The 26,937-nt window shown below is 63.0% G+C and carries 23 protein-coding genes; 12 read left to right on the forward strand and 11 right to left on the reverse strand.

Features of this window, described 5'->3' with window-relative positions:
- Positions 1-7: 7 nt before the first annotated feature.
- The 10 genes from GYB81_RS14285 to GYB81_RS14330 are packed head-to-tail and all read right to left on the reverse strand — an operon-like array spanning position 8 to position 12,839.
- The gene (locus GYB81_RS14285; protein WP_161866178.1) at positions 8-1,426 is read right to left on the reverse strand and encodes an O-antigen ligase family protein; all 1,419 of its coding nucleotides are present in this window, start codon (positions 1,424-1,426) and stop codon (positions 8-10) included.
- Positions 1,426-2,526, reverse strand: a complete 1,101-nt coding sequence (locus tag GYB81_RS14290; RefSeq protein WP_161866179.1) for a glycosyltransferase family 4 protein — start codon at positions 2,524-2,526, stop codon at positions 1,426-1,428. The genes GYB81_RS14285 and GYB81_RS14290 overlap by 1 nt, the downstream gene beginning before the upstream one ends.
- Complete coding sequence (locus tag GYB81_RS14295) at positions 2,517-3,734, reverse strand: glycosyltransferase family 4 protein (protein WP_161866180.1); 1,218 nt, start codon at positions 3,732-3,734, stop codon at positions 2,517-2,519. Before GYB81_RS14295 ends, GYB81_RS14290 begins: the two co-directional genes overlap by 10 nt.
- 6 nt (positions 3,735-3,740) lie before the next feature.
- A complete protein-coding gene (locus GYB81_RS14300) occupies positions 3,741-5,054 on the reverse strand; it encodes a GH39 family glycosyl hydrolase (protein ID WP_161866181.1) in 1,314 nt (437 codons plus the stop codon).
- Complete coding sequence (locus tag GYB81_RS14305) at positions 5,051-6,238, reverse strand: glycosyltransferase (RefSeq protein ID WP_161866182.1); 1,188 nt, start codon at positions 6,236-6,238, stop codon at positions 5,051-5,053. The genes GYB81_RS14300 and GYB81_RS14305 overlap by 4 nt, the downstream gene beginning before the upstream one ends.
- Positions 6,238-8,229 carry a GumC family protein gene (locus GYB81_RS14310; protein WP_161866183.1) on the reverse strand — a complete coding sequence of 664 codons (1,992 nt, stop codon included), beginning with the start codon at positions 8,227-8,229 and terminating at the stop codon, positions 6,238-6,240. Before GYB81_RS14310 ends, GYB81_RS14305 begins: the two co-directional genes overlap by 1 nt.
- 14 nt (positions 8,230-8,243) lie before the next feature.
- On the reverse strand, positions 8,244-9,008 hold the full coding sequence (locus GYB81_RS14315; RefSeq protein ID WP_003464321.1) for a polysaccharide biosynthesis/export family protein: 765 nt from the start codon (positions 9,006-9,008) through the stop codon (positions 8,244-8,246).
- Positions 9,009-9,037: 29 nt separating this feature from the next.
- Positions 9,038-9,949, reverse strand: coding sequence for a glycosyltransferase family 2 protein (locus GYB81_RS14320; protein WP_161866184.1), 912 nt, complete (start codon positions 9,947-9,949; stop codon positions 9,038-9,040).
- On the reverse strand, positions 9,949-11,406 hold the full coding sequence (locus GYB81_RS14325; RefSeq protein WP_161866185.1) for a mannose-1-phosphate guanylyltransferase/mannose-6-phosphate isomerase: 1,458 nt from the start codon (positions 11,404-11,406) through the stop codon (positions 9,949-9,951). The genes GYB81_RS14320 and GYB81_RS14325 overlap by 1 nt, the downstream gene beginning before the upstream one ends.
- On the reverse strand, positions 11,406-12,839 hold the full coding sequence (locus GYB81_RS14330) for an undecaprenyl-phosphate glucose phosphotransferase (RefSeq protein ID WP_161866212.1): 1,434 nt from the start codon (positions 12,837-12,839) through the stop codon (positions 11,406-11,408). The genes GYB81_RS14325 and GYB81_RS14330 overlap by 1 nt, the downstream gene beginning before the upstream one ends.
- A 403-nt stretch (positions 12,840-13,242) precedes the next feature.
- Here GYB81_RS14330 and rfbB point away from each other — a divergent pair, with 403 nt between their 5' ends.
- From rfbB to GYB81_RS14380, 10 genes are all read left to right on the forward strand, one after another.
- Positions 13,243-14,304, forward strand: coding sequence for a dTDP-glucose 4,6-dehydratase (rfbB, locus tag GYB81_RS14335; RefSeq protein ID WP_161866186.1), 1,062 nt, complete (start codon positions 13,243-13,245; stop codon positions 14,302-14,304).
- A 9-nt stretch (positions 14,305-14,313) separates the two neighbouring features.
- Positions 14,314-15,186: a glucose-1-phosphate thymidylyltransferase RfbA gene (gene rfbA / locus GYB81_RS14340; RefSeq protein ID WP_161866187.1), complete on the forward strand. Its 873-nt coding sequence runs from the start codon at positions 14,314-14,316 to the stop codon at positions 15,184-15,186.
- Positions 15,183-15,731 carry a dTDP-4-dehydrorhamnose 3,5-epimerase gene (rfbC, locus tag GYB81_RS14345; RefSeq protein WP_161866188.1) on the forward strand — a complete coding sequence of 183 codons (549 nt, stop codon included), beginning with the start codon at positions 15,183-15,185 and terminating at the stop codon, positions 15,729-15,731. The genes rfbA and rfbC overlap by 4 nt, the downstream gene beginning before the upstream one ends.
- Positions 15,728-16,591, forward strand: coding sequence for a dTDP-4-dehydrorhamnose reductase (gene rfbD, locus GYB81_RS14350; protein ID WP_161866189.1), 864 nt, complete (start codon positions 15,728-15,730; stop codon positions 16,589-16,591). The genes rfbC and rfbD overlap by 4 nt, the downstream gene beginning before the upstream one ends.
- A 75-nt stretch (positions 16,592-16,666) precedes the next feature.
- Positions 16,667-18,481 (forward strand): sensor histidine kinase, encoded by a 1,815-nt coding sequence (locus GYB81_RS14355; protein ID WP_161866190.1) that lies wholly within the window; start codon positions 16,667-16,669, stop codon positions 18,479-18,481.
- Positions 18,478-19,863, forward strand: a complete 1,386-nt coding sequence (locus GYB81_RS14360) for a sigma-54-dependent transcriptional regulator (protein WP_161866191.1) — start codon at positions 18,478-18,480, stop codon at positions 19,861-19,863. The genes GYB81_RS14355 and GYB81_RS14360 overlap by 4 nt, the downstream gene beginning before the upstream one ends.
- A gap of 305 nt (positions 19,864-20,168) precedes the next feature.
- A complete protein-coding gene (gene dctP / locus GYB81_RS14365; protein ID WP_024309960.1) occupies positions 20,169-21,161 on the forward strand; it encodes a C4-dicarboxylate TRAP substrate-binding protein DctP in 993 nt (330 codons plus the stop codon).
- A gap of 137 nt (positions 21,162-21,298) precedes the next feature.
- Positions 21,299-21,925, forward strand: a complete 627-nt coding sequence (locus tag GYB81_RS14370; protein ID WP_024309961.1) for a TRAP transporter small permease — start codon at positions 21,299-21,301, stop codon at positions 21,923-21,925.
- Positions 21,925-23,208, forward strand: a complete 1,284-nt coding sequence (gene dctM / locus GYB81_RS14375) for a C4-dicarboxylate TRAP transporter large permease protein DctM (RefSeq protein WP_024309962.1) — start codon at positions 21,925-21,927, stop codon at positions 23,206-23,208. The genes GYB81_RS14370 and dctM overlap by 1 nt, the downstream gene beginning before the upstream one ends.
- A gap of 205 nt (positions 23,209-23,413) precedes the next feature.
- Entirely contained in the window at positions 23,414-24,079 is a 666-nt protein-coding gene (locus GYB81_RS14380; protein ID WP_161866192.1) for a DUF502 domain-containing protein, read from the forward strand.
- On the opposite strand, the gene GYB81_RS14385 is transcribed toward GYB81_RS14380, so the two are convergent.
- Positions 24,076-24,543 (reverse strand): Lrp/AsnC family transcriptional regulator, encoded by a 468-nt coding sequence (locus GYB81_RS14385; protein WP_021490633.1) that lies wholly within the window; start codon positions 24,541-24,543, stop codon positions 24,076-24,078. The two genes, GYB81_RS14380 and GYB81_RS14385, sit on opposite strands and share 4 nt — an antisense overlap.
- A gap of 127 nt (positions 24,544-24,670) precedes the next feature.
- On the opposite strand from GYB81_RS14385, the gene GYB81_RS14390 reads away from it, so the two are divergent.
- Together GYB81_RS14390 and tfpB are read left to right on the forward strand one after the other, a co-directional pair.
- Complete coding sequence (locus GYB81_RS14390) at positions 24,671-24,997, forward strand: ACT-like domain-containing protein (RefSeq protein WP_024309964.1); 327 nt, start codon at positions 24,671-24,673, stop codon at positions 24,995-24,997.
- A 121-nt stretch (positions 24,998-25,118) separates the two neighbouring features.
- Positions 25,119-26,903 carry a type IV pilus assembly ATPase TfpB gene (gene tfpB / locus GYB81_RS14395; RefSeq protein WP_161866193.1) on the forward strand — a complete coding sequence of 595 codons (1,785 nt, stop codon included), beginning with the start codon at positions 25,119-25,121 and terminating at the stop codon, positions 26,901-26,903.
- Positions 26,904-26,937 lie beyond the last annotated feature (34 nt).

Here is a 26,937-nt window from a genome sequence, read left to right on the forward strand (position 1 = left end):
GTCGCCCTCAGCCTCGCTCGTTGACCACGACACCCAGGCGCTGGCGCTGCAATCCGCGATGGAGCTTGCGAGCAGGGAACAGCCGCCTTGCCTCCAGCAGATTGATACCCACCAGCAACCAGAACAGGCCGATCATCACCACCGCGAAGCTGAAGTAATGGTCGAACAGACCGCTTATCAGCGCTGCCAGCACACCACCCAGGCTACCCAGCCATATCGCATTGTCCCGCGTCAGCACGATATCCCCCTGCTCAGGCCGGCTCTCGCGCCACCAGCACCAGGTGGCGGCGATGAACAACAGCATGCCGCCAAGCCCCAGCTTGTACATGAAGTTGAGCCACAGGTTGGAGATGCCGATCAGGTCAGTGCCTTCGATAGGCGGCTCCAGCTTGAAGCCCAGACCGAACGGGTAGGCAAGCACCGCCCTGGGGAACATCCGGTATTCGTCGAATCGCTCCTGTGTACTGGCGTTATCCGAGGAGAAGATCGTCGCCAGGCGTTCCTGCAGAGGCGGGTAACTCATCACCAGCGCAACGACAAGCACGGCACCGAGCATCAACAGGCGACCGGTATAGGGAACTCGCCGTCCCGCCATCCAGATCAGTACCACGGTCAGGCTCAGCATCGCCCCGCGCGAACTGCACAGCAGCAGTGCCGCAGCCCCCAGCAAGGCGACGCACAGCCCCAGCCAGCGCCGCCAGCCTTCATTGGCAAGGCCAAAACACAGCGCCAGGGGCAACAACAGCGCCATGATGCCGCCCGTGGCATTGGGGTGCATCCAGGGCGAGCCCATGCGCGATGAAAGCGCATTCAGGGCGAAGCCGAGCATATCCAGGTTTCCGTAACTGAAGAACGTCAGCACCGGCAGCATGCCGGAAGCCGAGCGGGTCCTCAGGAATACCGCGATCGACAGGAGCAGCATCGCCAACGTGCCGAGCAACAGGCAGACAACCAGCAACTCCCGGTTTTTGCGCTCCTGCAGCAGCTTGGCAGCGAGGAACACGACGGAAAGGTTGAGCAACCAGCGCAGCCAGTTGGACAGACCGCTGGCGGTGCCTTGTGTCGTGAGCTGCCCCACCACGAAGGGCAGGATACTGAACAGCATCAGCACCATGAGCCAGCGCTCGGTGGTGCCGGTGACCGCGACCCGGGAGGCCGGGGAGATGAACGCCTGCCACAGCAAGGCACCCCAGGTCAGCGCCAGCAGCGCCTCGCTGACCGTGGTACGAATTCCCAGGTTGACCGTCGCGTAGGGCATGAAGGTGGCAAGCAGCGCGAACAGCAGCAGCCCCCACAGCGGAAAGCGCAGTACGCTCAGGGCCACCGCCACCGCGAAGACGGCCGCCACGGCCTTGACCGGGGACAGAAACAGCAGCAGCGCACCAAATACGACGCCAACTACGATGGCAATTAGCTTTCCTGGCATTACGAACTCACTTCCGCGATCAATTCGATCAGGCGATTACGATAGGTTGCCGGGCCGAATCGCTCAGCCCACTGACGCAACAGTTGTGGGTCCTCGGCCGGCTCCGCAGACAGCCCCAGCATGAGCTGCACCAGTGCCGGCCCATCACTGGGCGAAAAACGCGGGCTGATCGCAGGCGCCACCTCGTCGAGGGAGGAGCCGCGAGCCACGGCCACCGGCACACCCAGGCTCAGGGCCTCGACAACCGGCAGACCGAATCCTTCGGCGTATGAGGGCTGCCAGAGCCGCTGCGCTCGCGCATACACGGCGTGAAGCTGCGCATCATCGAGTCCCGACAAGGCATGCAGGCCTGGCAGGTCACGCTGCGCCTGAGGCAAGTGGTCCAGGCTGCCGACCATCACCAGATCAGGAATTTCAGCAGACTCACGCCTGGCCTGCGCCCAGGCTTCGACGAACCATGGAATGTTCTTGCGCAACTCCCGCGTGCCCACCACCAGCCAGTAACGTGAAGGCAATGGCCGGGTAAGCGCCGCAGGTTGCCCACTGAAACCTTCGACCAGGTTGGGCAGTACCCGAACCTTGTCGGCCACGCCAGGAAACAACCGCACCGCCTCGTCGGCCGTGAAGCGCGAAGGGGTCCAGATTTGATCGGCCGTCCGCACCGCATAGCTGATCGAAAGGCGGTCACAGGCACGGTAGACCGCAGCCTTGAAAGCATTGGCGTGGTAATTCTTGAGCGTGATCTGAAACAGATCGTGCAGCAACAGCGCGTAACGCGTGCCCTTGGGACGCGGAGGCAGGGGCAGACCCATGTTGAAGTTCGCGATGTACAGATCGATACCCTGCGTGCGCAGTTCGCCTGGCAGAAAACAGGCCTCGAAGCGCAGCCGGTTGTGAGGCTGGTGCATCGAAGCCGAGGCGCAATCCCAGGGCGGACAGCAGACCTGCTGGCGCAGATCGGCTCCTGACGGCGCGACGGCATAGCGGGTGAGGGTTACATCGGGAAGTTCGCGCAGCACGCGCTCCATCGCCAGCACCTGACGACTGATACCCGACATCGGCGCAGACGCCACCATCCGATAGTCGAGGCCTATGCGCATGACGCCTCCGATATCGGCTGGCGCGCCAGGTCTTCGTAGATGGCCTCCACCTGACTGGCAGCGACCGCCCAGTCGTGATGGACGCGGACATACTCGCGCCCGGCCTGGCCGAGTCGCGCGGCATCCGCCGGCTGGTCCAGCACCTCGGACAACGCCACGGCCAGTTGCTGCGCCGTCTCGCCAGCCAAATAGTCGCGCCCCGGCTCCAGCGCCAGGCCGGACACCCCCTGCGCGGTACTTACCAGCGGCAGACCGGCGGCAAGGGCCTCCAGCACTTTGAGCTTCGAGCCACCGCCGTGGCGCAACGGGGCAAGAAACACCGACGACTGCGACTGCAGCGCCGGGAGGTCGCTGACGAACCCCTGCCACTCGATTCGCTTGTCAGGCCAGCGCTCTGGCCATTGGGCCGGCAGCGCATGCCCGCAGATGCTGATGACCGCACGCGGGTTGCGTTGCCACAGCAGCGGCATGATCTCATCCAGCGCCCACTGCACGGCATCGACGTTTGGCGAGTACTCGTAATTGCCGAGAAACAGGATCCTCTGGCAAGCATTGTCGGGCGTTGCGCCAGCGAACTGCGCACAGTCCACGCCATTCACCACCACGGCCACCGGTTGCCCAGTCAGGCGCTGCATCACGGCCGCATCCGCTTCGGTCACGGCGACCACACGTGCCGCCTGCCTGAGCACCTGGCGCTCCCAGCGCCGGTAACGCCATTGGTCGAACCAGACGAACGGCCGCGCCCAGGTCGGAAAGCGGGAATAGGTGGCCGCCCCCAGCGATGACTCGACATTGTGCTCGGTCAGCACGAACGGCTGCCGCTGTTCACGGAGCGGCTTTCGCAACGGCTCGATGGTATAGCTGTGCTCCACCTGCACGACATCCCATCGCTGCTGCAGCAACTCGACGAACGCGGCCTGCATGCGTGGGGCATAACCATTCACACCAGCCAGCAGAGGGGCTGGCGCGAACAGCGCCACAAACAGACTTGCGAAGCTGCGCAGCGGGCGGCGCGGCACGACGATCAGTTGCTCGAGCAAAGGCTCGAGCATCGCCCGGTCGTCGGCGCTCAGTGGTTGCTTGCTCTGCACCAGCAACGTGATGCGGTGCCCACGTTCGGCCAGACTGCGCAGCAGATTGTACTGGCGGGTCTTGCCACCGCTGGTGGTGGGCCAGGGCGAATAAGGGAGAACCCACAATAAACGCATCTAGGTTCAGTCCCAGGTCAGTATCTGCAGCGACGGTTTGGTCTTCACCTTCACCCAGCTGCCATTGCCGAGCGCCGTTTCGCGCCCCGTGAGCGGATCGTGGAGAACGGCGCGGGTGACTCCCGGAAGCTCAAGCTCAGCGCCCTTCTCCGCCCAGAACATCAGCAGGCTCCGTCCCTTCTCGTCCTTCCAGGCGATGTTGTACAGCCCGTCGATCTTCTTTGCGATCTGCGGGGACTCGGCGGGTACCAGGCGCGGCCCGGTGATTTTCAGGAACCGTTGCAGCGCCAGGTAGACAGGCTTGGGATTACCTTCAAGATCAAGCAACCCATAGTCACGGTCCCTGACGGTTGCACGGGTGTCGAGGTCATTGAGGGTGAAGAGAAAAACCCGGTCGAAATCCTGCGTACTCATCAAGGCCAGACGCCGCAGAACGTAATCGGCCTGGCCGTTTCGGCCGATGATGTCCTGAGCCTCCTTGGGCCCCGAATAGCTGGACCACCCCCACTCCGTCGCCCAGATGGCGGGTACACCGGAACGGCGCAATACATCGTTGAGCTCGCGTGTGCGCAGAGCGAAATCGTTGCTGCCACGCGTGTTGCCTTCCGGCAGCTGGGTGTAGGGGTGATAGGCAACGATGGTGTTCAGCCGCTGCACACCCAGTTGGCCGAGCTGCTCGAACATGCTCGCGCCACCGGGCAGATCGCTGAAGAATGCCAGCCCGGCGCCCACCACCGGTTTGTCGGGGGCGACGCTGCGCAGAGCCCTGGTACTGGCTTCGAGCAGGCGGGCGTAGCCGGCCGCATCTGCCTCGGGGCGCCAGAAACCAATCAGATTCGGTTCGTTCCAGACCTGCCAGGCATCGACACTGGGGTAACGCATGGCCAGCAGCGCCATGCGCTGGGCGAAAACCTCCGGGTCGCGCGGCGGATACTGATCTTGGTACGGAGACTCCGGCGGGGCGGTAGTGATGAAACGGGCCGAGCCCACCAGATAGAAAACGGACTTGAGCTGCTGGCGCTCCAGATCACGCACCAGTACATCCAGGGCCGCTACATTATATTGGTCCTCAGCCAGTTCGAGTTGGTCCCAATGCAGATCAAGGCGCACCCATTGCAGACCAAGCGCCTTCAAACGCTCCATCTGCTGGTTGTACCGCTCCGGGCTGAACCACAGGAACTGTGCATTCACGCCCAGGAAATCCTTCCAGACGACCTCACGCGGCGCCTTGAGCGCGTGCATCTGAGCGTCCACCCGCATCCCCCACAACAACAGGCTTCCAAGCAGAACGATCATCAAGGCGGTGGCTATCTTTCTCATAGCATCGGCTCCTGTCTGCACAGTTCGTCGAAGTGCTCGTGAAAACGCCGCCCAACACTGCTCCACCGGCGCTCACGCCCGATCGAGCTTGCCCGGTCCGCCCAGGCCGCAGCCAGTTGTGGCTGACGAGCGATACCCTGCAACGCCTGCGCGAGCGCCTCGACATTTCCCTGAGCATAGGTCATGCCGTTTCCGCTACTGACCTCTTCGGCAAATGCCCTGGCGTCCGAGGTAATCGCCCCACGACCGCAGGCCGCAGCCCAGGAAAGTGCACCACTGGTGCCACGTTGCTCACCCAGGATGCGCAGCTTCTGCGACTCCCGGTACGGTAGAACCATGACATGGTGCTGCTGAATGACCTGGGCGATTTCCTCGCGTGGCAGGTCAAGGCGCCAATCAATGCTGTCCTGCAGTTGAAGGCGACCGATCAACTCGCGAAGCTCGTCGAGGTAATCATTACGCCCGCCAAATGCCATCTCGGCTGCGGTACCACCAGCGAGCGTGAGGCGCAGGCGTCCGTGCAGCGACTCGTCGGCCTGCAGAACCCTGGCCAGGGCCTGCAGAAGATCCTCGATGCCCTTGCCCCGGTAGATGAAGCCAAAATACAGCAGACGCATCACATCCAGCTCCGGCAGGGCAGCCGGCGCTATGTCGAGATTGCCGTGCGGGACCACGGCGACCCGCCCGTCGGCAAGCCCCATGCGCTGGCGCAGGCAGGATGCACCGAGCCCGGTCAGGGTGAACAGACGATTCATGCCGTGCGCCAGCTTGCGCTCCTGACGCAACGTGAACGGGTCATTCAGCACCACCGCCGCCTGCTGCAGCAGGCCCGGAAAGCGTTCCGTCCAGGCCAGGACGCGGGGCAACTTCGCCTGACGCCATACCAGGCGCTCGGGATCGTGGATGGTCGCCGTCAACGGCAGCGCGGGATAGCGCATGCGCAGCAGCTCCAGCGCGTGGAACTCACGCAGACGCCCACCGCCAAGCTCGCCATGAACCAGATCGACGCCGCTCCAGTCGAAGGATGACACCCGGGCGTTGACGGCCCCCGGCTCTGCGCCACACCCGGCCAGCGGGGTCAGTACTTCGACCCCGCCGGCTTCCAGCGCCGCCTTGAAATGCCCCGCGTAATCGGCAATGCCGTTCTTCTCGGGGGGCAACGGCGCCAGCAGGGCAATGCGCATCAGAACGCGCCTCGGAAACGATCAATCACTTTCAGAACCTTGCCCGGCACCTCGAAGCAGCGACGGTTGATGATGATGCCGTCCACCTTGCCGAACGCGGTGGTGAGAATCGACAGCACGTGCTGGACCACTGGAATGGAGCTTTGTCGTGCCTCTACCACCAGCGCGATCATGTCCGCGCGGCGCAGCGTGACAAATGCCTCGCGGCTGTCGAGCAGAGCAGACGCATCGAGCAGCACGACCTCGCCGGGTTGGGCCGGCTCTGCGCCGCCTACGCGTACATTAAGGCCATTCTCTTCAAGCAACTGACGCATCTGCTCGATGACGAAGCCGACCCCTTCGCCATGACGTGCTGAGGTCAGGCCAAGCATCAAACCATCGCTGGCGATGCGCTTGAGCGGCATGAAACCATACAGCCGGTAGACACTGGCAGCGAAGGCATTGCTAGTCTGGGCACTGGAATTGTTCCGCTCGGGAAGCGTCGTCCACAGGGGCAGGCCAAAGCGCGACTCCACTAGGCCGCCATCATGGATGCGCTGATCCAGCAGGTAGCACACATAGACCACCAGCAAGCCCACCAGCGCCGAGAATGGCAAAGCCAGCAGCAACATCACCAGCGTCTTGGGGAAGACCCGGGCAGGGTTTAGCGTCGCGGCCTCGATGACTGCGATGTTGCTGATCTGGCTGTTGTCCAGTTCGCGATCAATCCGAGACTTCTCCAAGCTGTCGGTATAGAGCACATAGTTCTTCTCTGCCGCATCCAGCTCACGCTGCAGGCGAGCCACTTCAGGCTCCTCGCGCATCGCCTCGTTGCGCTGCGCCTCGAGTTCATGCAGTTGAGATTCCTGAGCCGCGAGCTGAGCGCGCAATGCCTTGTTATTGCTGGTTTCGTCGAGCAGAACACGCTGCAGGTGAATGGACAGCGTATTAGGGGCACGGTCCTCGGAGCTCTGCACCGTATCCCCCTCATCGGCCACCTGCTTCTCCAGCGAGGCGATCGACTCGTCGAGCGCCCGCACGGGCTCGGCGGAGGTCATATAGGTGCGCAGCATATCGACGCGCTCGAGACGCTTCTGATTGAGCAGACGACGCAGGTCCTGCTGGGCCGGGTTCAGGGCGATCTGACGAACCGTTACGACCTCCTGAGGCAGCCCCTTCAGTTGATTGCGAGTGTTTTCCAGAACGCTGTCCGAAGAACTGATCAGGCGCTGGGTATTGAAGCGTTCGCCACGCAGGATGTTGATACGCTCCGACAGGTCCTCCAAACGGTCGGTGATGCTGGCGGCGCCGAGCCCGGTCATCTTCTGCAGCAATTGTTCCTTGTAGCTCTTGATCTGCAGGGCGCTGGCCGCACTCTGCGCTTCGTAGAACGTGAACAGGCTCTTTCGGCCAAGCGCATCGGTACGCTGGCGCTGATAGATTTCGATCCAGTGCTCGACAATGGCTTGCGCCACATCCGGCTCGTTCCAGGTGAAGCGAATCTCCATAACGCTCGAGCCCAGCGCATGGTCGACTTCGAAGTTCTTCTCCAAGGCACGTGCCAGACGCTCGACGTCGGTCTGTTCCTCGATCACGCCGATGGTTTCGAAGACCGTGCGCACCCCATCGATAACCGCACCGACAACGCGCTTCACTTCATATTTAATGCGCTTCCATACCCACGGCGGAGGCGGCTGGTTGGCCAGCACTTCCAGGTAATGCTCAGCCACCTCGCGGACGATCGGCCGGCCGGTGAGCATGCGCTCTTCGTCGACAATCGGATCACGCTGGCTGATGGGCATCACCATAGCCTGGCGATCGCTGATTTCCAGCGGTAAGGCAGCATCACGCCCCGGCTTCACCAGCAATCGCGCATTGGACTCGTATTTGGCGGGCAGCAGGAATGCGCCCAGCAGGATCACAACCAGGGTTATCCCCATCGCCCACTTGAATTCTCGCAAGAATATAAACAGCAGACGCAGCAGGTCGCGAAAGGAACGAATTTCGATCATGAGTGTGTCGCTCCTCAGCGATTGATTGTGTAACTGGCGCCGATTCCCATCGACTTGGTAAAAGGAATGAGCTGGTTCAGATAGACGTCCACGCCCTCGATTCGCTCGCCGACCGCCGACTTGGGCACGAAGACGATATCGCCGCGCTGCAGCCCGACTGTCTTGCGCCCGTGCTCTCCGGTGACGAGCAGTTGGCTGTAGTCGAGGAAATAGGCGTGATAGGCCCCCTCGGAATCCTCTCGCAGCAAGGCGACCTTGCGGCTGTCCGCCGTGGGAAGCACGCCACCGGCCCCGATGATGGCCTGCTGGATGTTGTTGGCCGCCGGAATCGGCACGGCCGAGGGATTGCGCACCGCACCACCGACGAAAACGGTATTGCCCGGCGCGTTGTTGATGTTCACCGTTACCTTGGGCTGGCGGTAGACCTCCTTAAGCCGCTCGGTGAGGGATTCGGCGATTTCGCCGGGCGTGCGACGCGCCGCCTGCACGTTGCCGATGAACGGGTAATAGATTGAACCGTCATTGAGTACGGTGAACAGCGTCAGCTCGTAGATGGTGCTGACATTGAAGGCAGATAACGTCGGCATCTCACCGGCATCGCGGACGATGCGTAACGTATCGCCCACCCGCACACGCTCTTGCGGTGGCGGCACCAGGGCAAGCTGATCGAGCGCCTGCTGCCCGGCCTCTATGGTGTCCGTATCAGGCAGCATAACCCTCGCAGGTGTGGTGCATGCCCCCAGCATCACGACGGATAACAACAAGATCACATGTTTCATTTATCGAACTTCCTGTAGCAAAGTAGGGGCTAACGCCAGTACCCGGAAAACATACTGACGCGACGCTTGAGGGTTGATGGCAAAGACATTTCCACCTGACCAAGACGGTAACCAGCCAGCTTCATCGCACTGCGCAGAAAGACTTCGGGCAAACGGTAGAGGCAGCCGGCCGCGCGCAGCGCTGCCATCTCGGCCTTCACATAACGCATGCCTTCGCCACCGGCCGAACCGAACGCCTGCCTGATCCAGCGCTCACGTCCGTAAAAAACACCGATATCGAAGTAACGACGAAACTCCTCGAGCACGCTGTAATCGTGCGAGTGATACACCTCGGCGGTCGCTGCATAACGCACGGCATAACCGCAGAGCAGCATGCGGGCCGCAACGTAGGCGTCTTCGCTGCCGATCACGTCCTCGGGAAAGCCGCCCACGGCGACCAGCGCGTCACGCCGGTAGGCCGAAAACGAATCTGAGCTGAAACAGGTTTTGATCCCCAACTCAGGTGCATCACTCATGCGCTTGGTGCGGCTCTGCGGCGGATAGTTGAAACGACGCGACTGCGCGCCCAGCAGGCCCGCATCCGGGTGCGGCAGTTGTCGCCCATAGGCAACCCCGATATCGGCCTCGCCCTGCAGGTCGGCGATGATGTTGGCGAAGGTACCGGCGTCGACCGGAATCGCGTCCTGGGTCAGGTAGATCAGCGCGTCCGCGTCGACCTGCTCGCTCGCCCAACGGCGGGTACCGCCATGATTGAACTGCGCCGGTTCGATCACCTCGACCTGCGCACCAGCAGCGCGAAAGCGCGCCACCGTATCGTCACGCGAGGCGCTGTCGACAACCAGGAACTCGTCCGGCTGCAGCGTCTGCATGGCGAGCGCCGGCAACAGGCGATCAAGATGAGCGCCAGCGTTGCGAGTCGGGATGATCAGGGCCACACGCATCAGCTGGTCTTCTCGCTCACCGGCGCACGACCATAGATATCGTTGAAACGGACGATGTCGTCCTCGCCCAGGTACTCGCCGCTCTGCACCTCGATCATCACCAGGTCGATCACCCCTGGGTTGACCAGGCGGTGGCGGTGGCCGGCGGGAATGAAGGTCGACTCGTTGGTATTGAGCAGGAAATCACGCTCACCATTGACCACCCGCGCCATGCCACTGACGACGATCCAGTGCTCGCTGCGATGGTGGTGCATCTGCAGCGACAGCGATTCGCCTGGGCGGACCATGATGCGCTTGATCTTGAAGCGCGCACCCTCCTCCAGCACGGTATAGGTGCCCCACGGGCGAGTCACCGTACGATGCAGTCGATAGGCCTCGTGGCCGCGCTTCTTCAACTCCTGGGCGATGAACTTGACGTCCTGAGTGCTGCGCGCGTCGGCGACCAGCAGGGCGTCTGGCGTGTCCACCACCACCAGATCATGCACGCCCACGGCGCCTACCAGCCGCTTGGGTGAATCGATGTAACATTCCTGTACGTTGTGCAGTACCGCCTCACCTATGATCTGGTTGCCATTGGCATCCGCTGGCGTCAGCTCGCGCAGCGCCTGCCACGAGCCGATGTCGCTCCAGCCCAGGTCGCAAGGCACGACAGCCACCCTGGAGGAACGCTCCATGAGGGCATAGTCGATGGAGATATCCGTTACCTCGGCGAAACTGGCCGCATCCAGCTCACATTGCTTGCCCTGCTTGCCTTCGACGGACCCGCTCAGTGCCAGGCATCTCTCCACACTCTCGACGACCTGCGGCGCATGTTCGCGAAGTTCGCGCAACAGAACGTCGGCGCGGAAACAGAACATGCCGGCGTTCCAGAGATGTTCGCCACCCTCCAAGTACGTCTGCGCGGTCTGCAGGTCGGGCTTCTCGACGAAACTGGCTACGCGATACCCACCGTTCTCCAACGCTTCACCCTGCTGGATATAGCCATAACCGGTCTCCGCATGGTCGGGGCGGATACCAAAAGTGACCAGCCAGCCCGCCTCGGCTAGATCACGCGCACGCGCCACCGCGGAAACGAACGCAGCCTGATCACGAATCAGGTGATCGGCCGGCAGCACCAGCAGCTGCGTCTCCTCACCGTAGTGACGAACGGCGTGCAGCGCTGCCGCGGCAATCGCCGGTGCCGTATTGCGCCCCATAGGTTCGAGGAGAAAATCCAGCCCCAGGCGCCCACGATTCAGCGGCCGGTAGTCGTCCAGGGTGCGAAACAGCAGCTCCCGATTGATCACCGTCAGCAGCCTGGCCACATCATCCAGGCCAGCGACGCGTTCGAAGGTCTTCTGCAGCAGACTGAGACCATCGGCCAGACGCATGAAAGGCTTCGGCATGGCCTCGCGCGATACCGGCCACAGACGGGTGCCGGCACCACCGGCAACGATGCAGGGAATCAGCGTGCTCATCAGTAGGCCTCGCGGGTGAAAATGACCGCAGGCAGGGTGCGGAAGAGGATGTACAGGTCGAACCAGACCGACCAGTTCTCGATGTACTGCAGGTCGTACTCGACACGTTTCTCGATCTTTTCCAGCGTATCGGTTTCGCCGCGATAGCCATTGATCTGCGCCCAGCCGGTGATGCCGGGCTTCACGCGATGCCGCGCGGTATACTCCTTGACCGCTTCCTCGAACAGGACTCCGGCCGCCTTGGTGGCCGTGGCATGGGGGCGAGGTCCGACCATGGACATGCTGCCAAGCAGCACGTTAAAGAGCTGCGGCAGCTCGTCGAGGCTAGTCTTGCGAATGAAGCGGCCGACCCGAGTGATGCGTTCATCGTGGCGGGTGGTCTGGCGCTCGGCGTTGGCATCGGCGCGGTCGCAGTACATCGAGCGGAACTTGAACACCTCAATCAGGCGATTGTTGTAGCCGTAGCGTTTCTGCCGGAACAGAACCGGGCCGGGCGAGTCGAGCTTGATGGCCAATGCCACCAGCACCATCACCGGTAGTGCCGGTACCAGCGCCAGGCTCGCCAGCACCAGATCCTCGAGGCGCTTGATCAGAGGCGACCAGCCATCCAGCGGGCGCTCCGATACATTGAACATGGGCAGCCCGCCTACCTCGGTGATGCGGTTACGCGCATGACGAAAGGCGAGCATGTCCGGCACCAGCAAGACGTTAACCGGCAACTTGCGCAGCTCGCGCACAATCTGGCCGATGCGGTTCTCGGCCGACCAGGGCAGTGCCACCAGCACCTGAGTGACCCGCTCGCGACGGATCAGACTCTCCAGGTCACGGCTGTCACCCAGCAGCGGCAAGCCTGATAGCGTGTCCGGCATGCGCCCTATACGATCATCGATGAAACCGATTAGACCGGAGCGAATATCGCAGTGACGCGACATGTGCTCGGCCAAGCGCAAGCCGTTTTCGGTACCACCAAGAATCACGGCGCTCTGCAGGAACTGGCCGGCAGCAGTCCATTGCCGGAATAGGTACAACACAAGCAGACGCTCCATGAAAAACGCCAGTAAACTGACGAAAAACCATAGAGCAAGTAGGTGCACCTCCATGAAACTGAACATTTCCAGCGCCTGGTGCATGAACAGCAGCAGGCAGAAGGCCGCCGACCAAGCGAAAAACATCACTCGAAAGCGCAGTAGATTGCTGAAGGCCTCTTCTGAATAAACGCCCAGTGCCTGAAACATCAGGACCGTAAGCACTCCGAAAAATAACAGAACGGCACTATAACTCTGCGTCAGCGCTAGTTCTTCCGATAACCACAACAGCAACAACAAGCCGGGCAGCGCTGCGGTGCAGCAATGCACTAGACGCATTCCAGCAAGGAAATACTGGACAAAGCCAGGACGTGCCAACAATGAGCTACCGTGCAAAAGCTGCTGCATGATGGTTACCCCGCGCAACCGAGAGCGCCTGCCTGCAACCGCCAAAAAAAAGGCATAAGAAACAATTCCATGTAAAAATGACGGAATACCGCCGCTCACAGTGGTGCGACTTAACCACTTTTATGATGGCATTTCAATATCCACCCGATATTTGGCGCAGTTAAAAATTGACGCCAGACACACGCCACGAGCTAGCGTCTTTTGGCTGGATAACTTCTGGACACCTGAAGCGCCGATCGGCGTGGGATTAGCGGTATCGGATGAGAGAGGTAAAGCAGCACAGGCACCCGGCAACTGACGACCAGAGCGGCATGGATGCTTTCCTCCCCTATTCGTCTGTGACTGCCTTATCCTACGCAGCCGAAGACTTGCGTTCGTGTTCCACAGGTAAAGGGCATCATCCATGCGCATCCTAATAACCGGCGGTGCCGGCTTTATCGGGTCAGCTCTGATCCGCCATCTGCTCCAGCACACCGAGCATCAGGTGCTCAACCTCGACAAGCTGACCTACGCCGGCAACCTCGAGTCGCTCGCACCTGTGGCGAGCAATTCGCGCTACCGCTTCGTTCAGGCCGATATTGCTGATGCCGTACGAGTCGCTGCGACGCTGAGCGAATTCCAGCCAGACGCCATCATGCATCTGGCGGCCGAATCCCACGTCGACCGCTCCATCGATGGCCCCGCGGCCTTTATCCAGACCAACATCGTCGGCACCTACAGCCTGCTGGAAAATACACGCGCCTATTGGCTAACCCTGAGCCCCGAGCGCAAGGCGGCCTTCCGCTTCCACCACATCTCCACCGATGAGGTCTACGGCGACCTGCACGGTGTCGATGACCTGTTTACCGAAACCACCCCCTATGCCCCCAGCTCACCCTACTCGGCGAGCAAGGCCGCGTCCGACCATCTGGTCCGCGCCTGGCAACGCACCTATGGCCTGCCGGTGCTGATCACCAACTGCTCGAACAATTACGGCCCCTATCATTTCCCCGAGAAGCTGATCCCGCTGATGATCCTCAATGCCCTGGCCGGCAAGCCTCTGCCGGTGTATGGCAACGGCCAGCAGGTACGCGACTGGCTGTATGTGGAAGATCACGCGCGAGCGCTGCTCAAGGTGGTCAGCGAAGGCGAAGTCGGCGAGACCTACAATATCGGCGGACACAACGAGCAGAAGAACCTCGACGTGGTACGCGCCATCTGCGCCCTGCTGGAAGAGCTGGCTCCCCAGAAACCGGCTGGAATCGCGCGCTATGAAGATCTGATCACCTATGTGCAGGACCGCCCGGGCCACGACTTGCGCTATGCCATCGACGCCAGCAAGATCGAACGCGAACTGGGCTGGGTGCCGCAGGAGACCTTCGAAACAGGTCTGCGCAAGACGGTGCAGTGGTACCTGGACAATCTCGAATGGTGTCGCCGCGTGCAGGATGGCAGCTATCAGGGCCAGCGACTCGGCGCACTCTAAGGAGCTTCAATGAAAGGCATCATTCTCGCCGGCGGCTCCGGCACCCGCCTGCATCCCATCACCCTGGGTGTTTCCAAACAGCTGCTGCCGATCTATGACAAGCCGATGATCTATTACCCGCTGTCGGTGCTGATGCTGGCCGGCATTCGCGAGATTCTGATCATCTCCACCCCCGAAGACCTGCCCAACTTCGAGAAGATGCTCGGCGACGGCAGCCAGTTCGGCATCAGGCTGCAGTACGCCCAGCAACCTTCACCGGACGGCCTGGCCCAGGCGTTCCTGATCGGCGAGTCGTTCATCGGCAACGACTCGGTCTGCCTGATCCTCGGTGACAACATTTTCCACGGCCAGCACTTCACCGAGATGTTGCTACGCGCCGCCAGCCACGACAGTGGCGCCACGGTCTTCGGTTACTGGGTCAGCGATCCTCAGCGCTTCGGCGTGGTCGAGTTCGACGCGGCAGGCAATGCGCTGTCAATCGAGGAAAAGCCGGCTAAGCCGAAATCCAGCTTCGCCGTCACCGGCCTGTATTTCTACGACAATGATGTGGTGCAAATCGCCAAGGCCGTCAAACCCTCGCCACGCGGCGAGCTTGAAATTACCGATGTGAACAATGCCTACCTGGCCCGTGGCGACCTGCGCGTGGAGCGCTTCGGCCGTGGCTTTGCCTGGCTCGATACCGGCACTCACGACAGCCTGATCGACGCTTCGCAGTACGTACAGACGGTGGAGAAACGCCAGGGTCTGAAAGTCGCCTGCCTTGAGGAAATTGCCTATCAGCAGGGCTGGATCGACCGCGAGAAATTGCTTACGTGCGCCAAGGCGCTGGGCAAGACCGGTTATGGTCAATACCTTTACAAACTGGCGGAGGAGTCGCTGTGAAAGTGATCGCGACCGCACTACCGGAAGTGCTGATTCTGGAGCCCCAGGTGTTCGGCGACGAACGCGGCTTTTTCTACGAGAGCTTCAACGCACGGCGCTTCGCCGAAGCCAGCGGAGTGACCCGCGAGTTCGTGCAGGACAACCACTCGCGCTCAGCGCGAGGCGTGCTGCGCGGCCTGCATTATCAGGTGCAGCAAGCCCAGGGCAAGCTGGTGCGCGTCAGCGCCGGCGAGGTCTATGACGTGGCGGTGGATGTGCGGCGCAGCTCGCCGAATTTCGGCAAATGGGTCGGCGTTCATCTGTCGGCCGAAAACAAACGCCAGATGTGGGTACCGGAGGGCTTCGCACACGGTTTCCTGGTGCTCAGTGAGTACGCCGAGTTCCTCTACAAGACAACCGATTATTATGCCCCTGCCCATGAACGCTGCATCCGCTGGGACGACCCGCAGCTGGCCATCGACTGGCCCTTGGACGGCCTGACGCCACAACTGTCGGCCAAGGACCAACAGGGCCTGAGCCTTGCAGACGCCGAGACCTTCCCATGAAGATCCTGATCAGCGGCCACACCGGCCAGGTCGCCCGCGAGTTGCAACTGGCCCTGCGCGAGCATGAATTGATCAGCCTCGGTCGTCAGGATTTCGACCTGTCGCGCCCGGCCGGCCTGCGCGAAATCATTCTGCGCGAGCGCCCGGCGCTGGTGATCAATGCCGCCGCCTACACCGCCGTCGATCAGGCCGAACAGGAGCGCGAACTGGCCTTCACCATCAATGCCGAAGCGCCGGGCGTCATGGCCGATGCCTGCTTCGAACTGGACATCCCGCTGATCCACTATTCCACCGACTACGTCTTCGACGGCAGCAAGACCACGCCCTACCGCGAGGCGGACACGCCGCGCCCGCTGGGTGTCTACGGCGCCAGCAAGGTTGCCGGGGAACAGGCACTGCGCATCAGTGGCTGCGACCACCTGATCCTGCGTACCAGCTGGGTCTACTCGCAGCACGGGCGCAACTTCCTCCTGACCATGCAGCGCCTGCTGCAGGAGCGCGAGGAGCTCAGCGTGGTCGACGACCAGATCGGCGCCCCGACCTGGGCCGGTAGTATTGCCACCGCCACCGCCGAACTGATCGAAAAGTGGCAGCAAGGACGTCATCGCTGGGGCACCTATCACCTGACCTGCCAGGGCGAGACCAGCTGGTTCGGCTTCGCCAGCGCCATTGCCGAGCGTCTGCGTGCGGCCGGCAAGCCCTGCGCCCGGCTGCGCCCCATCCCCAGCAGCGACTACCCGACGCCGGCGCAGCGCCCTCTCAATTCGCGCCTGGATGGCGAGCGCCTGGAGGAAGAGTGGCAGATTCGCCTGCCGGACTGGCGCACGGCACTGGACACCTGCCTGCAGCGCATGAACTGACATCAGCGGCCGGCGCACATCACCGGCCGCTCGCTTAACGTGCATAATGCGCCGATCATTTCTGCACGGTTTTCCATGAGCACGAACACCGCCACTCCCCGTCGCCTGCGCTGGCGCAGCCTCGTGCTGCTGGCGCTGCTGCTCGCGCCACTGCTGTGGCCGGTGCACTTCCTCGCCGAGCGTTACTACCGCGAAGTACTGACCGAACAGAATCGGCAGACACTGGACCTCTACGTGGCCAACCTGCTCGGTACGCTGCGTCGCTACGAGGTGCTGCCGCAGATTCTCGGTGACCTGCCCGGCCTGCGCGCCGCACTGCAGGCGCCAGAGGATCCCGCCGTACTGGACAGCGCCAACCGCCTGCTGGCGCGCGTGAAGAACCAGACCGGCGCCGACGTGATCTACCTGATGAACACCCGCGGTGTCACCCTGGCCGCCTCCAACTGGGACAAGCCCGACAGCTTCGTCGCCGGCAATTTCGCCTTTCGCCCGTACTTTCGCGAAGCACTGGCAGGGCGCCTGGGCCGCTTCTTCGGCCTCGGCACCACCTCCGGCAAACGCGGTTACTACTTCGCCTACCCGGTGCGCGAAGACGATCACAACATTGGCGCACTGGTGGTGAAGGTCGACCTGGACCATACCGAAACGCTATGGGGCAATACCCCTGAACAGCTGCTGGTTACCGACACCAATGGCGTGGTGATTCTCACCTCACGCCCGGACTGGCGCTTCCATGCCAGCCGCCCACTGGACCGCACCGAGCAACTGGCGATCGCCGCCAACCAGCCCTACCCAACCCAGGCGCCGCCCGCGCTCGAGCTCGAGCCCAACGCCTGGCTGACACAAAGCCGCGCCCTGGAAGAAACCGGCTGGACGGTGAGCATTCTCGCCCCGCGCATCCTGCTCGACCGCCCTGTGCGCAGCGCGGTAGCTGTCGGTGCGGCTGCCCTGCTGGCCGTGCTGCTGCTGCTTGGCCTGCTGATCCTGCGTCGCCGTCATTACCTGGAACGCATCGCCCTCGACGCCCGCGCCAAGGCCGAGCTGGAGCAGCGAGTGGCCGAACGTACGCGGGACTTGGAACTGCTCAACAGCCGCCTCAAGCAGGAAGTGCTGGAGCGCGAGCAGGCCCAGCAGGAACTGGTGCGCGCCCAGGACGAGCTGGTCCAGGCCGGCAAGCTTTCCGCGCTCGGCACCATGAGCGCCAGTATCAGTCACGAGCTCAATCAGCCGCTGGGCGCGATCCGCAGCTACGCGGAGAACGCCAGCACCTTGCTCGATCACCAGCGCAGCGACGATGCCCGTGCCAACCTCAAACTGATCAGCGAACTGACCGAGCGCATGGCCTCGATCATCGCCCATCTGCGCGCCTTTGCCCGCCGTGATCGCCATGCACCGGAGCGGGTCGCTCTGCAGCCGGCGCTGGACGACGCCCTGGCCTTGCTCGCCAAACGCCGCCGGGCCATGGATGTGGAGTTGATCCGCGACCTGCCGGACGCCACGCTCTGGGTCCAGGCCGGCGAGACACGCCTGCGCCAGGTGCTCGGCAACCTGCTCGGCAATGCGCTCGATGCCCTGGTCGACAAGGCGCGGCCACGGCGCATCTGGATCAGCATCGAGCATCAGGCCGAACACCTCGAGCTGCTGCTGCGCGACAATGGCCCGGGCTTCTCGGCCGAATCCCTCGCCCGTGCGCGTGAGCCCTTCTTCACCACCAAGACCAGCGCCCAGGGCCTGGGGCTCGGCCTGGCCATCTGCGATAGTCTGGTGCGGGCGCTGGACGGCGAACTGCTGCTGGCCAATCATCCGGCCGGCGGCGCGCTGATCACCCTGCGCCTGCGCCTGGCCAGCCCCGGCGTCAACCTGCAACCATCTGAGGATCCTTCGCCATGACCAGCGACAGCGCCATCGACAGCCGCATTCAGGTACTGCTGATCGACGACGATGCCCATCTGCGCCAGGCGCTCAGCCAGACGCTCGACCTGGCCGGGCTCAAGGTCCTCAGCCTGGGCGACGCCCAGGGCCTGGCTGCGCGTATCCCGGCCGGCTGGCCCGGCGTTGTGGTCAGCGATATCCGCATGCCGGGCATCGACGGCCTGCAATTGCTGCAGCAGCTTCGCGAACGCGATGCCGAGCTGCCGGCACTGCTGATTACCGGTCACGGCGATGTGCCACTGGCCGTACAGGCGATGCGCGCCGGCGCCTACGATTTTCTGGAAAAGCCCTTCGCCAACGATGCTCTGCTCGACAGTGTGCGCCGCGCCCTGGAGCTGCGTCGCCTGGTGCTGGACAATCGCAGCCTGCGCATGGCGCTCAACGACCGCCAGCAACTCTCCAGCCGCCTGGTGGGTCAGTCGCCTGCCATGCAGCGCCTGCGCGAACAGATCGGCGCGCTCGCCGGCATCGCCACCGACGTGCTGATCCTCGGCGAGACCGGCGCCGGCAAGGAGGTGGTCGCCCGCGCCCTGCACGATCTGTCCAGCCGCCGCGACGGCCCCTTCGTCGCCATCAACGCCGGTGCGCTGGCCGAATCGGTGGTGGAGAGCGAGCTGTTCGGCCACGAGGCAGGCGCCTTCACCGGCGCGCAGAAGCGCAGAATCGGCAAGTTCGAGTTCGCCAATGGCGGCACCCTGTTCCTCGACGAGATCGAGAGCATGAGCCTGGACGTGCAGGTCAAGCTGTTGCGCCTGCTGCAGGAACGTGTGGTCGAGCGTCTCGGCGGCAACCAGCTGATCCCGCTGGACATCCGCGTGATTGCCGCGACCAAGGAAGACCTGCGCCAGGCCGCCGATGTCGGGCGTTTCCGCGCCGACCTCTACTACCGCCTCAACGTCGCGCCGCTCTCGATTCCGCCGCTGCGCGAGCGCGGCGAGGATGCCCTGCTGCTGTTCCAGCACTTCGCCGAAGGGGCGGCCGCCCGCCATGCCCTGGCTCCGCGCGAACTGCAGCCGGGCCAGCGTGCGCTGCTGCTGCGTCATCCATGGCCGGGCAACGTGCGCGAACTGCAGAACGCCGCCGAACGTTTCGCCCTGGGCCTGGAACTGGCGCTGGACAGCAACGCGCCGAACCTGCCGCCGGTCAACGGTGGGCTCAGCGAGCAGGTCGAAGCCTTCGAGCGTGCGTTGATCGCGGCCGAGCTGAGTCGCCCGCACGGCTCGCTGCGCAGCCTGGCCGAAGCGCTTGGCGTGCCGCGCAAGACCCTGCATGACAAGCTGCGCAAACATGGATTGAATTTCTCCGGCGCTGGCGGAAGCTCGCCAGAGGACTTCGACTGACTGGCGGCAAACCGCCAACTCCACCGTTAAAGCCTTGCCGGCAGCAGGCTCGCACGCCGGCGCAACCCTCGGCAAAAAGCCATCAAAGCCCGCAGCCACGGGCCTTTCCCGGGCACATGGAATCCGCCCACAGCGGACTGGCACAAGGGTTGCTCTAGGCTAGCCTCAAGCGAACCCACAAGTACAAGTCCAGGCCTCGCTGATGCCACCGGCGTTTTTCTCCAAGCCGCCTAGACTTGCTCTTGTCCGTTCGTCAGCAGCGCTTCGGCGCAAATGCGATAAACACAACAAGAGGAAGCATCCGCATGTTCAAACTGACTGCCAAGGCGCTGGCTTGCGCCCTGTCCCTGTCCATCGCTGGCGTGGTTCACGCTGCCGACCCGATCGTCATCAAGTTCTCTCACGTGGTTGCCGAGCACACCCCGAAAGGTCAGGGTGCCGTGCTGTTCAAGCAACTGGCTGAAGAGCGTCTGGGCGACAAGGTCAAGGTCGAGGTCTACCCGAACTCCTCGCTGTTCGGCGACGGCAAGGAAATGGAAGCGCTGCTGCTCGGCGACGTCCAGATCATCGCCCCGTCCCTGGCCAAGTTCGAGCATTACACCAAGCAGCTGCAGGTATTCGACCTGCCGTTCCTGTTCGACGACATGGCTGCTGTTGATCGCTTTCAGAAAGGTCCGGAAGGCCAGAAGCTGCTGACCTCCATGACCGACAAGGGCATCACCGGCCTGGCCTACTGGCACAACGGCCTGAAGCAGCTGTCGGCCAACAAGGCGCTGCTGGAGCCCAAGGACGCCCGCGGTCTGAAGTTCCGCGTACAGGCATCCGCCGTACTGGAAGAGCAGTTCAAGGCCGTGCGCGCCAACCCGCGCAAGATGAGCTTCGCCGAGGTCTATCAGGGCCTGCAGACTGGCGTGGTCAACGGTGCCGAGAACCCGTACTCGAACATCTACAGCCAGAAGATGCACGAAGTGCAGAAGTACATCACCGAGTCCAACCATGGCCTGCTGGACTACATGCTGATCACCAACACCAAGTTCTGGGACGGTCTGCCGGCTGACGTACGCGACGAGCTGAACAAGATCATCGCCGAGGTCACCGTCGAGGTGAACAAGCAGGCTGACGCCCTCAACGAAGGCGACAAGCAGCGCATCATCGACGCCGGTACCACCGAGATCCTGACTCTGACCCCGGAGCAGCGTGACCAGTGGCGCGACGCCATGCAGCCGGTATGGAAGAAGTTCGAAGGCGAGATCGGTGCCGACCTGATCAAGGCTGCACAGGCCGCCAACCAGCAATAAGGCCGGAGAGCCGTAGGGTGGGCAGAGCGCTGCAGCTCTGACCCACCACGACGCCCGCGACGGGCGTCGTCCAATGCTGTTACCGGTGGGGCGGCTACCGTCCCACCCTACGCCCTTTCCATTCGGGAGAATCATCCATGAACGCCTTGCGGCGCGCCTGGGAGCACTTCGAAGAAGGCTTCATCGCCTTTCTTCTGGCAACCATGACGCTGATCACTTTCGTCTACGTGATCCTCAACAATTTCTACACCCTGTTCTACTGGCTGGGTGACACCTTCGGCGGTAACGAGACCCTGCTCGCTATCGGCGACTTCATTCTCGATCTGGCCCAGGCGATGACCTGGAGCAATGCCCTGACCAAGGCCCTGTTCGGCTGGCTGATCTTCTTCGGCCTGGCCTATGGCGTGCGCACCGCCGGCCACATCGGCGTCGACGCGCTGGTCAAGCTCGCCCCACGCGGCATCCAGCGCGTGATCGGCGTGATCGCCTGCTCGGCTTGCCTTGGCTACGCCGGCCTGATCGCCGTCGGCAGCTTCGACTGGGTTCGCACCCTGTTCATCGCCGGCATCGGTGCCGAGGATCTGGGCCACTACGGCATCCAGCAATGGCACATCGGCATGATCGTGCCCTTCGGCTATGCCATGGTGTTCATCCGCTTCCTGGAGATCCTCGTGCGCATCCTGCGCAACGAGCAGACCGGTCTCGGTCTGGCTGACGAAGCCGCCGACGCCCTCAAGGTCAATGAGCACGAGGAGGCCAAATAATGACCGTTCTGTTCCTCTTCCTGCTGCTGTTCTTGCTGATGTTCATCGGCGTGCCGATCGCCGCGTCGCTCGGCCTGGCCGGCTCGATCACCATCATGCTGTTCAGCCCCGACTCGGTGCGCTCGCTGGCGATCAAGCTGTTCGAGACCTCCGAGCACTACACTCTGCTGGCGATCCCGTTCTTCCTGCTGTCCGGCGCCTTCATGACCACCGGCGGTGTGGCCAAGCGCCTGATCGACTTCGCCAACGCCTGCGTCGGCCATATCCGTGGTGGCCTGGCCATCGGCGCGGTGCTGGCGTGCATGCTGTTCGCCGCGCTGTCCGGCTCCTCGCCCGCCACCGTGGCTGCGGTGGGCTCCATCGCCATCGCAGGCATGGTGCGCTCCGGTTATCCGCAGGCCTTCGGCGCCGGTATCGTGTGTAACGCCGGTACCCTGGGCATCCTGATCCCGCCATCGATCGTGATGGTGGTGTACGCTGCCGCCACCGAGCAGTCGGTGGGCAAGCTGTTCATGGCCGGTGTGATTCCGGGCGTGATGCTTGGCCTGGCACTGATGATCGCGATCTACATTGTCGCCCGCATCAAGAAGCTGCCGGCCCTGCCGCGCGCCAGCTTCCGCGAATGGCTGCGCGCTGCGCGCGAAGCGTTCTGGGGCCTGCTGCTGATGGTGATCATCCTCGGCGGTATCTACACCGGTATGTTCACCCCGACCGAGGCTGCGGCCGTGGCGGCGGTCTACGCCGGCTTCGTCGCGCTGTTCGTGTACAAGGACCTGACCATCCGCGAGTGCCCGAAGGTGCTGCTGGAGTCCGGCAAGCTGACCATCATGCTGATGTTCATCATCGCCAACGCCATGCTCTTCGCTCACGTGCTGACCACCGAGCAGATCCCGCAGCAAATCACCGCCTGGGTGGTGGAGCTGGGCCTGCAGCCGTGGCAGTTCCTGCTGGTGGTGAACATCGTGCTGCTGGTGGCCGGCGCCTTCATGGAACCGTCGGCGATCATCCTGATTCTGGCACCGATTCTCTTCCCCATCGCCATGCAGCTGGGCATCGATCCGATCCACCTGGGCATCATCATGGTGGTGAACATGGAAATCGGCCTGATCACGCCACCCGTGGGGCTGAACCTGTTCGTCACCTCGGCGGTGACCGGCATGCCGCTGACCCACGTGATCCGCGCGGCGCTGCCGTGGCTGATGATGCTGATCAGCTTCCTGATGGTGATCACTTACATTCCGGCCGTGTCCATGGCCCTGCCGAACTGGCTGGGCATGAGCTGAGCCTGAAGAACGCTGCTACTTCGGTACCTTGTGTACCCACTCCGCCCGGCCTTGGTGCCGGGCTTTTTTTGCTTGCAAGGAAAGCGCGTTAGGCTGAAGAAAAGCGCTGTAGCCATTTCCTCCGGCTCACAGCGCATACTGCACTGCCCACAGCCGCCTGCACAGGCGTAAAGTGCGCCGGCATCTTCATCGTGGAAACCGAGGCATGATCAGAAGCAGCCTGAAATCCATCGTTACCACCTGGCTGACCGGCCTGCTGGCACTGTTGCCATTGGTGCTGACCCTGGCCCTGCTTGCCTGGATATTCAGCCTGCTCAACCGCCTGGTCGGCCCCTCGACCCTGATCGGCCAGCTGTTCGCGGCGCTCGGTCAGCCCTTCTCCAGCAATGGCTACATGGCCTATCTGCTGGGCAGCCTGGTACTGCTCGCCAGCCTTTATCCGCTTGGCCTGGCCGTACAACTGGGCCTGCGCCGTCCGCTGTCCTGGTTGCTCGACCGCACCTTGCGGCGCACGCCGCTGATCGGCAACTTCTACAACCTGGCCGACCGCTTCGTGGGCTTGCTGGACAGAAGCAAGAACCCGGATATCACCACCATGGCGCCGGTCTGGTGCTTCTTCGGGGGCGACGGCGCAGCGGTGCTCGCCCTGCGCCCGAGCTCGGAGAGCATCGAGCTGGAAGGCCGCGCCTACTGCGCCGTTCTCATTCCCACCGCACCGATTCCGGTGGGCGGCGGCCTGCTCTATGTGCCAGAACAATGGATACGCCCCGCCGACATGGGCGTGGAGCAACTGACCAGCATCTACGTGTCCATGGGGCTTACGCCACCCGGTAAGCGCAACGCCGAGCAGTCGCCTCCGATCAAACCCTAAGCAAGCGGCAAGCTGGTGGTGGACTTGATCTCCGACAGCGCTACGATGGAGTTCACCTCCTGGATCCCCGGTACCAGAGACAGCTTCTCGAAGAAGAAGCGCTCATAAGCCTCGATATCGCGAGTGACGATGCGCAGCATGAAGTCCACCGCGCCCATCAGCACATGGCACTCCAGCACCTCGGGGAACTCGCGCATGGCTTCGGCGAATTCGGTCAGGTTGGAGCGGCCATGGGCGTTGAGTTTGACCTGCGCGAAGACCTGCGTATGCAGGCCGATTCGCTTGCGATCGAGCAACGTCACCTGCTTGCGGATCACCCCCTCCTCCTTGAGCCGCTGAATACGGCGCCAGCAGGGTGATTGCGACAGGCCGATGCGCTCGGCGATCTCGGCGGTGGACAAGCCAGCATCTTCCTGCAGCAGGGCAAGAATGCGTTGATCGTAGGCATCCAAGGTGACGGACATAAAAAATCCCGGATATCTGATTATCCAGGCAAGTCTATCCACAAAGCCCCGATAAACACAGAAAACCAGGCAGAACTTTTGCCCATACAAGGTGGAAACTTAGGCAAAACCTGCCCGAGCTGCCGCCATGCCTGATACCACTCCTTTTCCGTCCGCCGCTAACCGCCGTGATCCCTGGCAGGATCGTCCTGATGCGTGCGTCGAATACCAGTTGCGTACCGATGCCGAAGCCGACGTGATGTGTCGCCTGCTCGGCCTGTTCGCCCAATTGCAACTGCTTCCCGAGGCTCTGCACATGGAGCGTCTGCAGGATGATCTGCACATCAGCCTGCGCCTGCCCGGCCTCTCGTTGCACCGGGCCGGCGTACTGGCGCAGAAGCTGCGCGGCCTGGTGTGCGTCTGGCAGGTGGATTGGCAGCACCTGGATCACAGCCTGGAGACGGAGGTGGCCTGAAGCGGGCATTCGGTCACGCCAGGCACTTCGCCCTCACGCAGCTTTTCGGGCATCCTAGCTCGGCTAAAGGTCGTTGAAGTACGACCTGCTACCCTTGTTCAGGCCGACCCGAGGAGCCCGCATGTCCGCCTTCACCGCTACCGCCCCTGACCGTGTACTGGATCTTGGCGACCTGCTGCGCGAGCTGGTGGCCCAGGGCCGGGTCGAGCAGGACGTGGCCGAGCAGTGCCTGGCGATTCGCCGCAGCTCGCTGAACAACGCCCAGCACCCGCTGGAGTTCCTCGCCGCGCAGCAGGTCGATGACCTGACGCGCCCGGGCAAGAAGCTCGACCTGGAAACCCTTACCGTCTGGCTGGCCAACTTCGCCGGCCAACCCTACCTGCGCATCGACCCGCTGAAGATCGACGTACCGGCCATCACCCCGCTGATGTCCTACGCCTTCGCCCAGCGTCACAAGATCCTTGCCGTGGCGGTGGACAGCGAAAGCGTGACCATCGCCAGCAGCCAGCCGCTGGTGCACAGCTGGGAAGCCAACCTGATCCACGTGCTCAAGCGTCCGATCAAGCGCGTGGTAGCCAACCCGGCGGACATCCAGCGCTTTACCACCGAGTTCTACCGCCTGGCCCGCTCGGTCAGCGGCGCCAATGCCACCGATCAGAAGATCAGCGGCGTCGGCAACTTCGAGCAATTGCTGAGCCTCGGCGCCCAGGATCAGGAGCCGGACGCCAACGACGCGCACATCGTCAATATCGTCGACTGGCTGTTTCAGTACGCCTTCCAGCAGCGCGCCAGCGATATTCATATCGAACCGCGCCGCGAGCAGGGTACCGTGCGCTTTCGCATCGACGGCGTGCTGCACACTGTCTACCAGTTCCCCGCCCAGGTCACCATGGCGGTGGTCAGCCGCCTGAAGAACCTGGGCCGCATGAACATCGCCGAGAAGCGCAAACCGCAAGACGGCCGGGTCAAGACAAAGACCCCGGACGGCGGCGAGGTGGAGCTGCGCCTGTCCACCCTGCCCACCGCCTTCGGCGAGAAGATGGTGATGCGTATCTTCGACCCCGAGGTGCTGCTGAAAAGCCCGGACCAGCTCGGCTTCTCACCGGACGACCTGCGCCGCTGGCAGAGCATGACGAGCCAGCCCAACGGCATCATCCTGGTCACCGGCCCCACCGGCTCGGGCAAGACCACCACGCTCTACACCACGCTCAAGCAGCTGGCGACGCCGGAGGTGAACGTCTGCACCATCGAGGACCCGATCGAGATGATCGAGGGCGCCTTCAACCAGATGCAGGTGCAACACAACATCGACCTCAACTTCGCCAGCGGCGTGCGCGCCCTGATGCGCCAGGACCCGGACATCATCATGGTCGGCGAGATCCGCGACCTGGAAACCGCCGAGATGGCCATCCAGGCCGCGCTCACCGGTCACCTGGTGCTCTCCACCCTGCACACCAACGATGCCCCCAGCGCCATCACCCGCCTGCTGGAACTGGGCGTGCCGCACTACCTGCTCAAGGCCACCATCCTCGGCGTCATGGCCCAGCGCCTGGTGCGTACCCTGTGCCCGCACTGCAAGGCACCGGTGCAGCTGGACGAGGACACCTGGAACGGCCTGACCCGGCCCTGGAGCTCGCCGCTGCCGACCCAGGCGCACCACGCCGTTGGCTGCCTGGAATGCCGTGAAACCGGCTACCGGGGCCGTGCCGGTGTGTACGAAATCATGCTGATCAACGACGCGATCAAGCCGCTGATCTCCGCCGATACCGACCTCACCCTGCTGCGCCGCGCCGCCTTCAAGGACGGCATGCGCAGCCTGCGCCTGTCCGGCGCGCAGAAGGTCGCGGCCGGGCTGACCACCATCGAGGAAGTGCTGCGCGTTACGCCGCAAAGCGAACAGCGCTGATACCCGCGCAGCGATGACGCGCAAGCACTACGCT

The sequence above is a fragment of the Pseudomonas yangonensis genome (genome assembly GCF_009932725.1).
Classification (GTDB): domain Bacteria; phylum Pseudomonadota; class Gammaproteobacteria; order Pseudomonadales; family Pseudomonadaceae; genus Aquipseudomonas; species Aquipseudomonas yangonensis.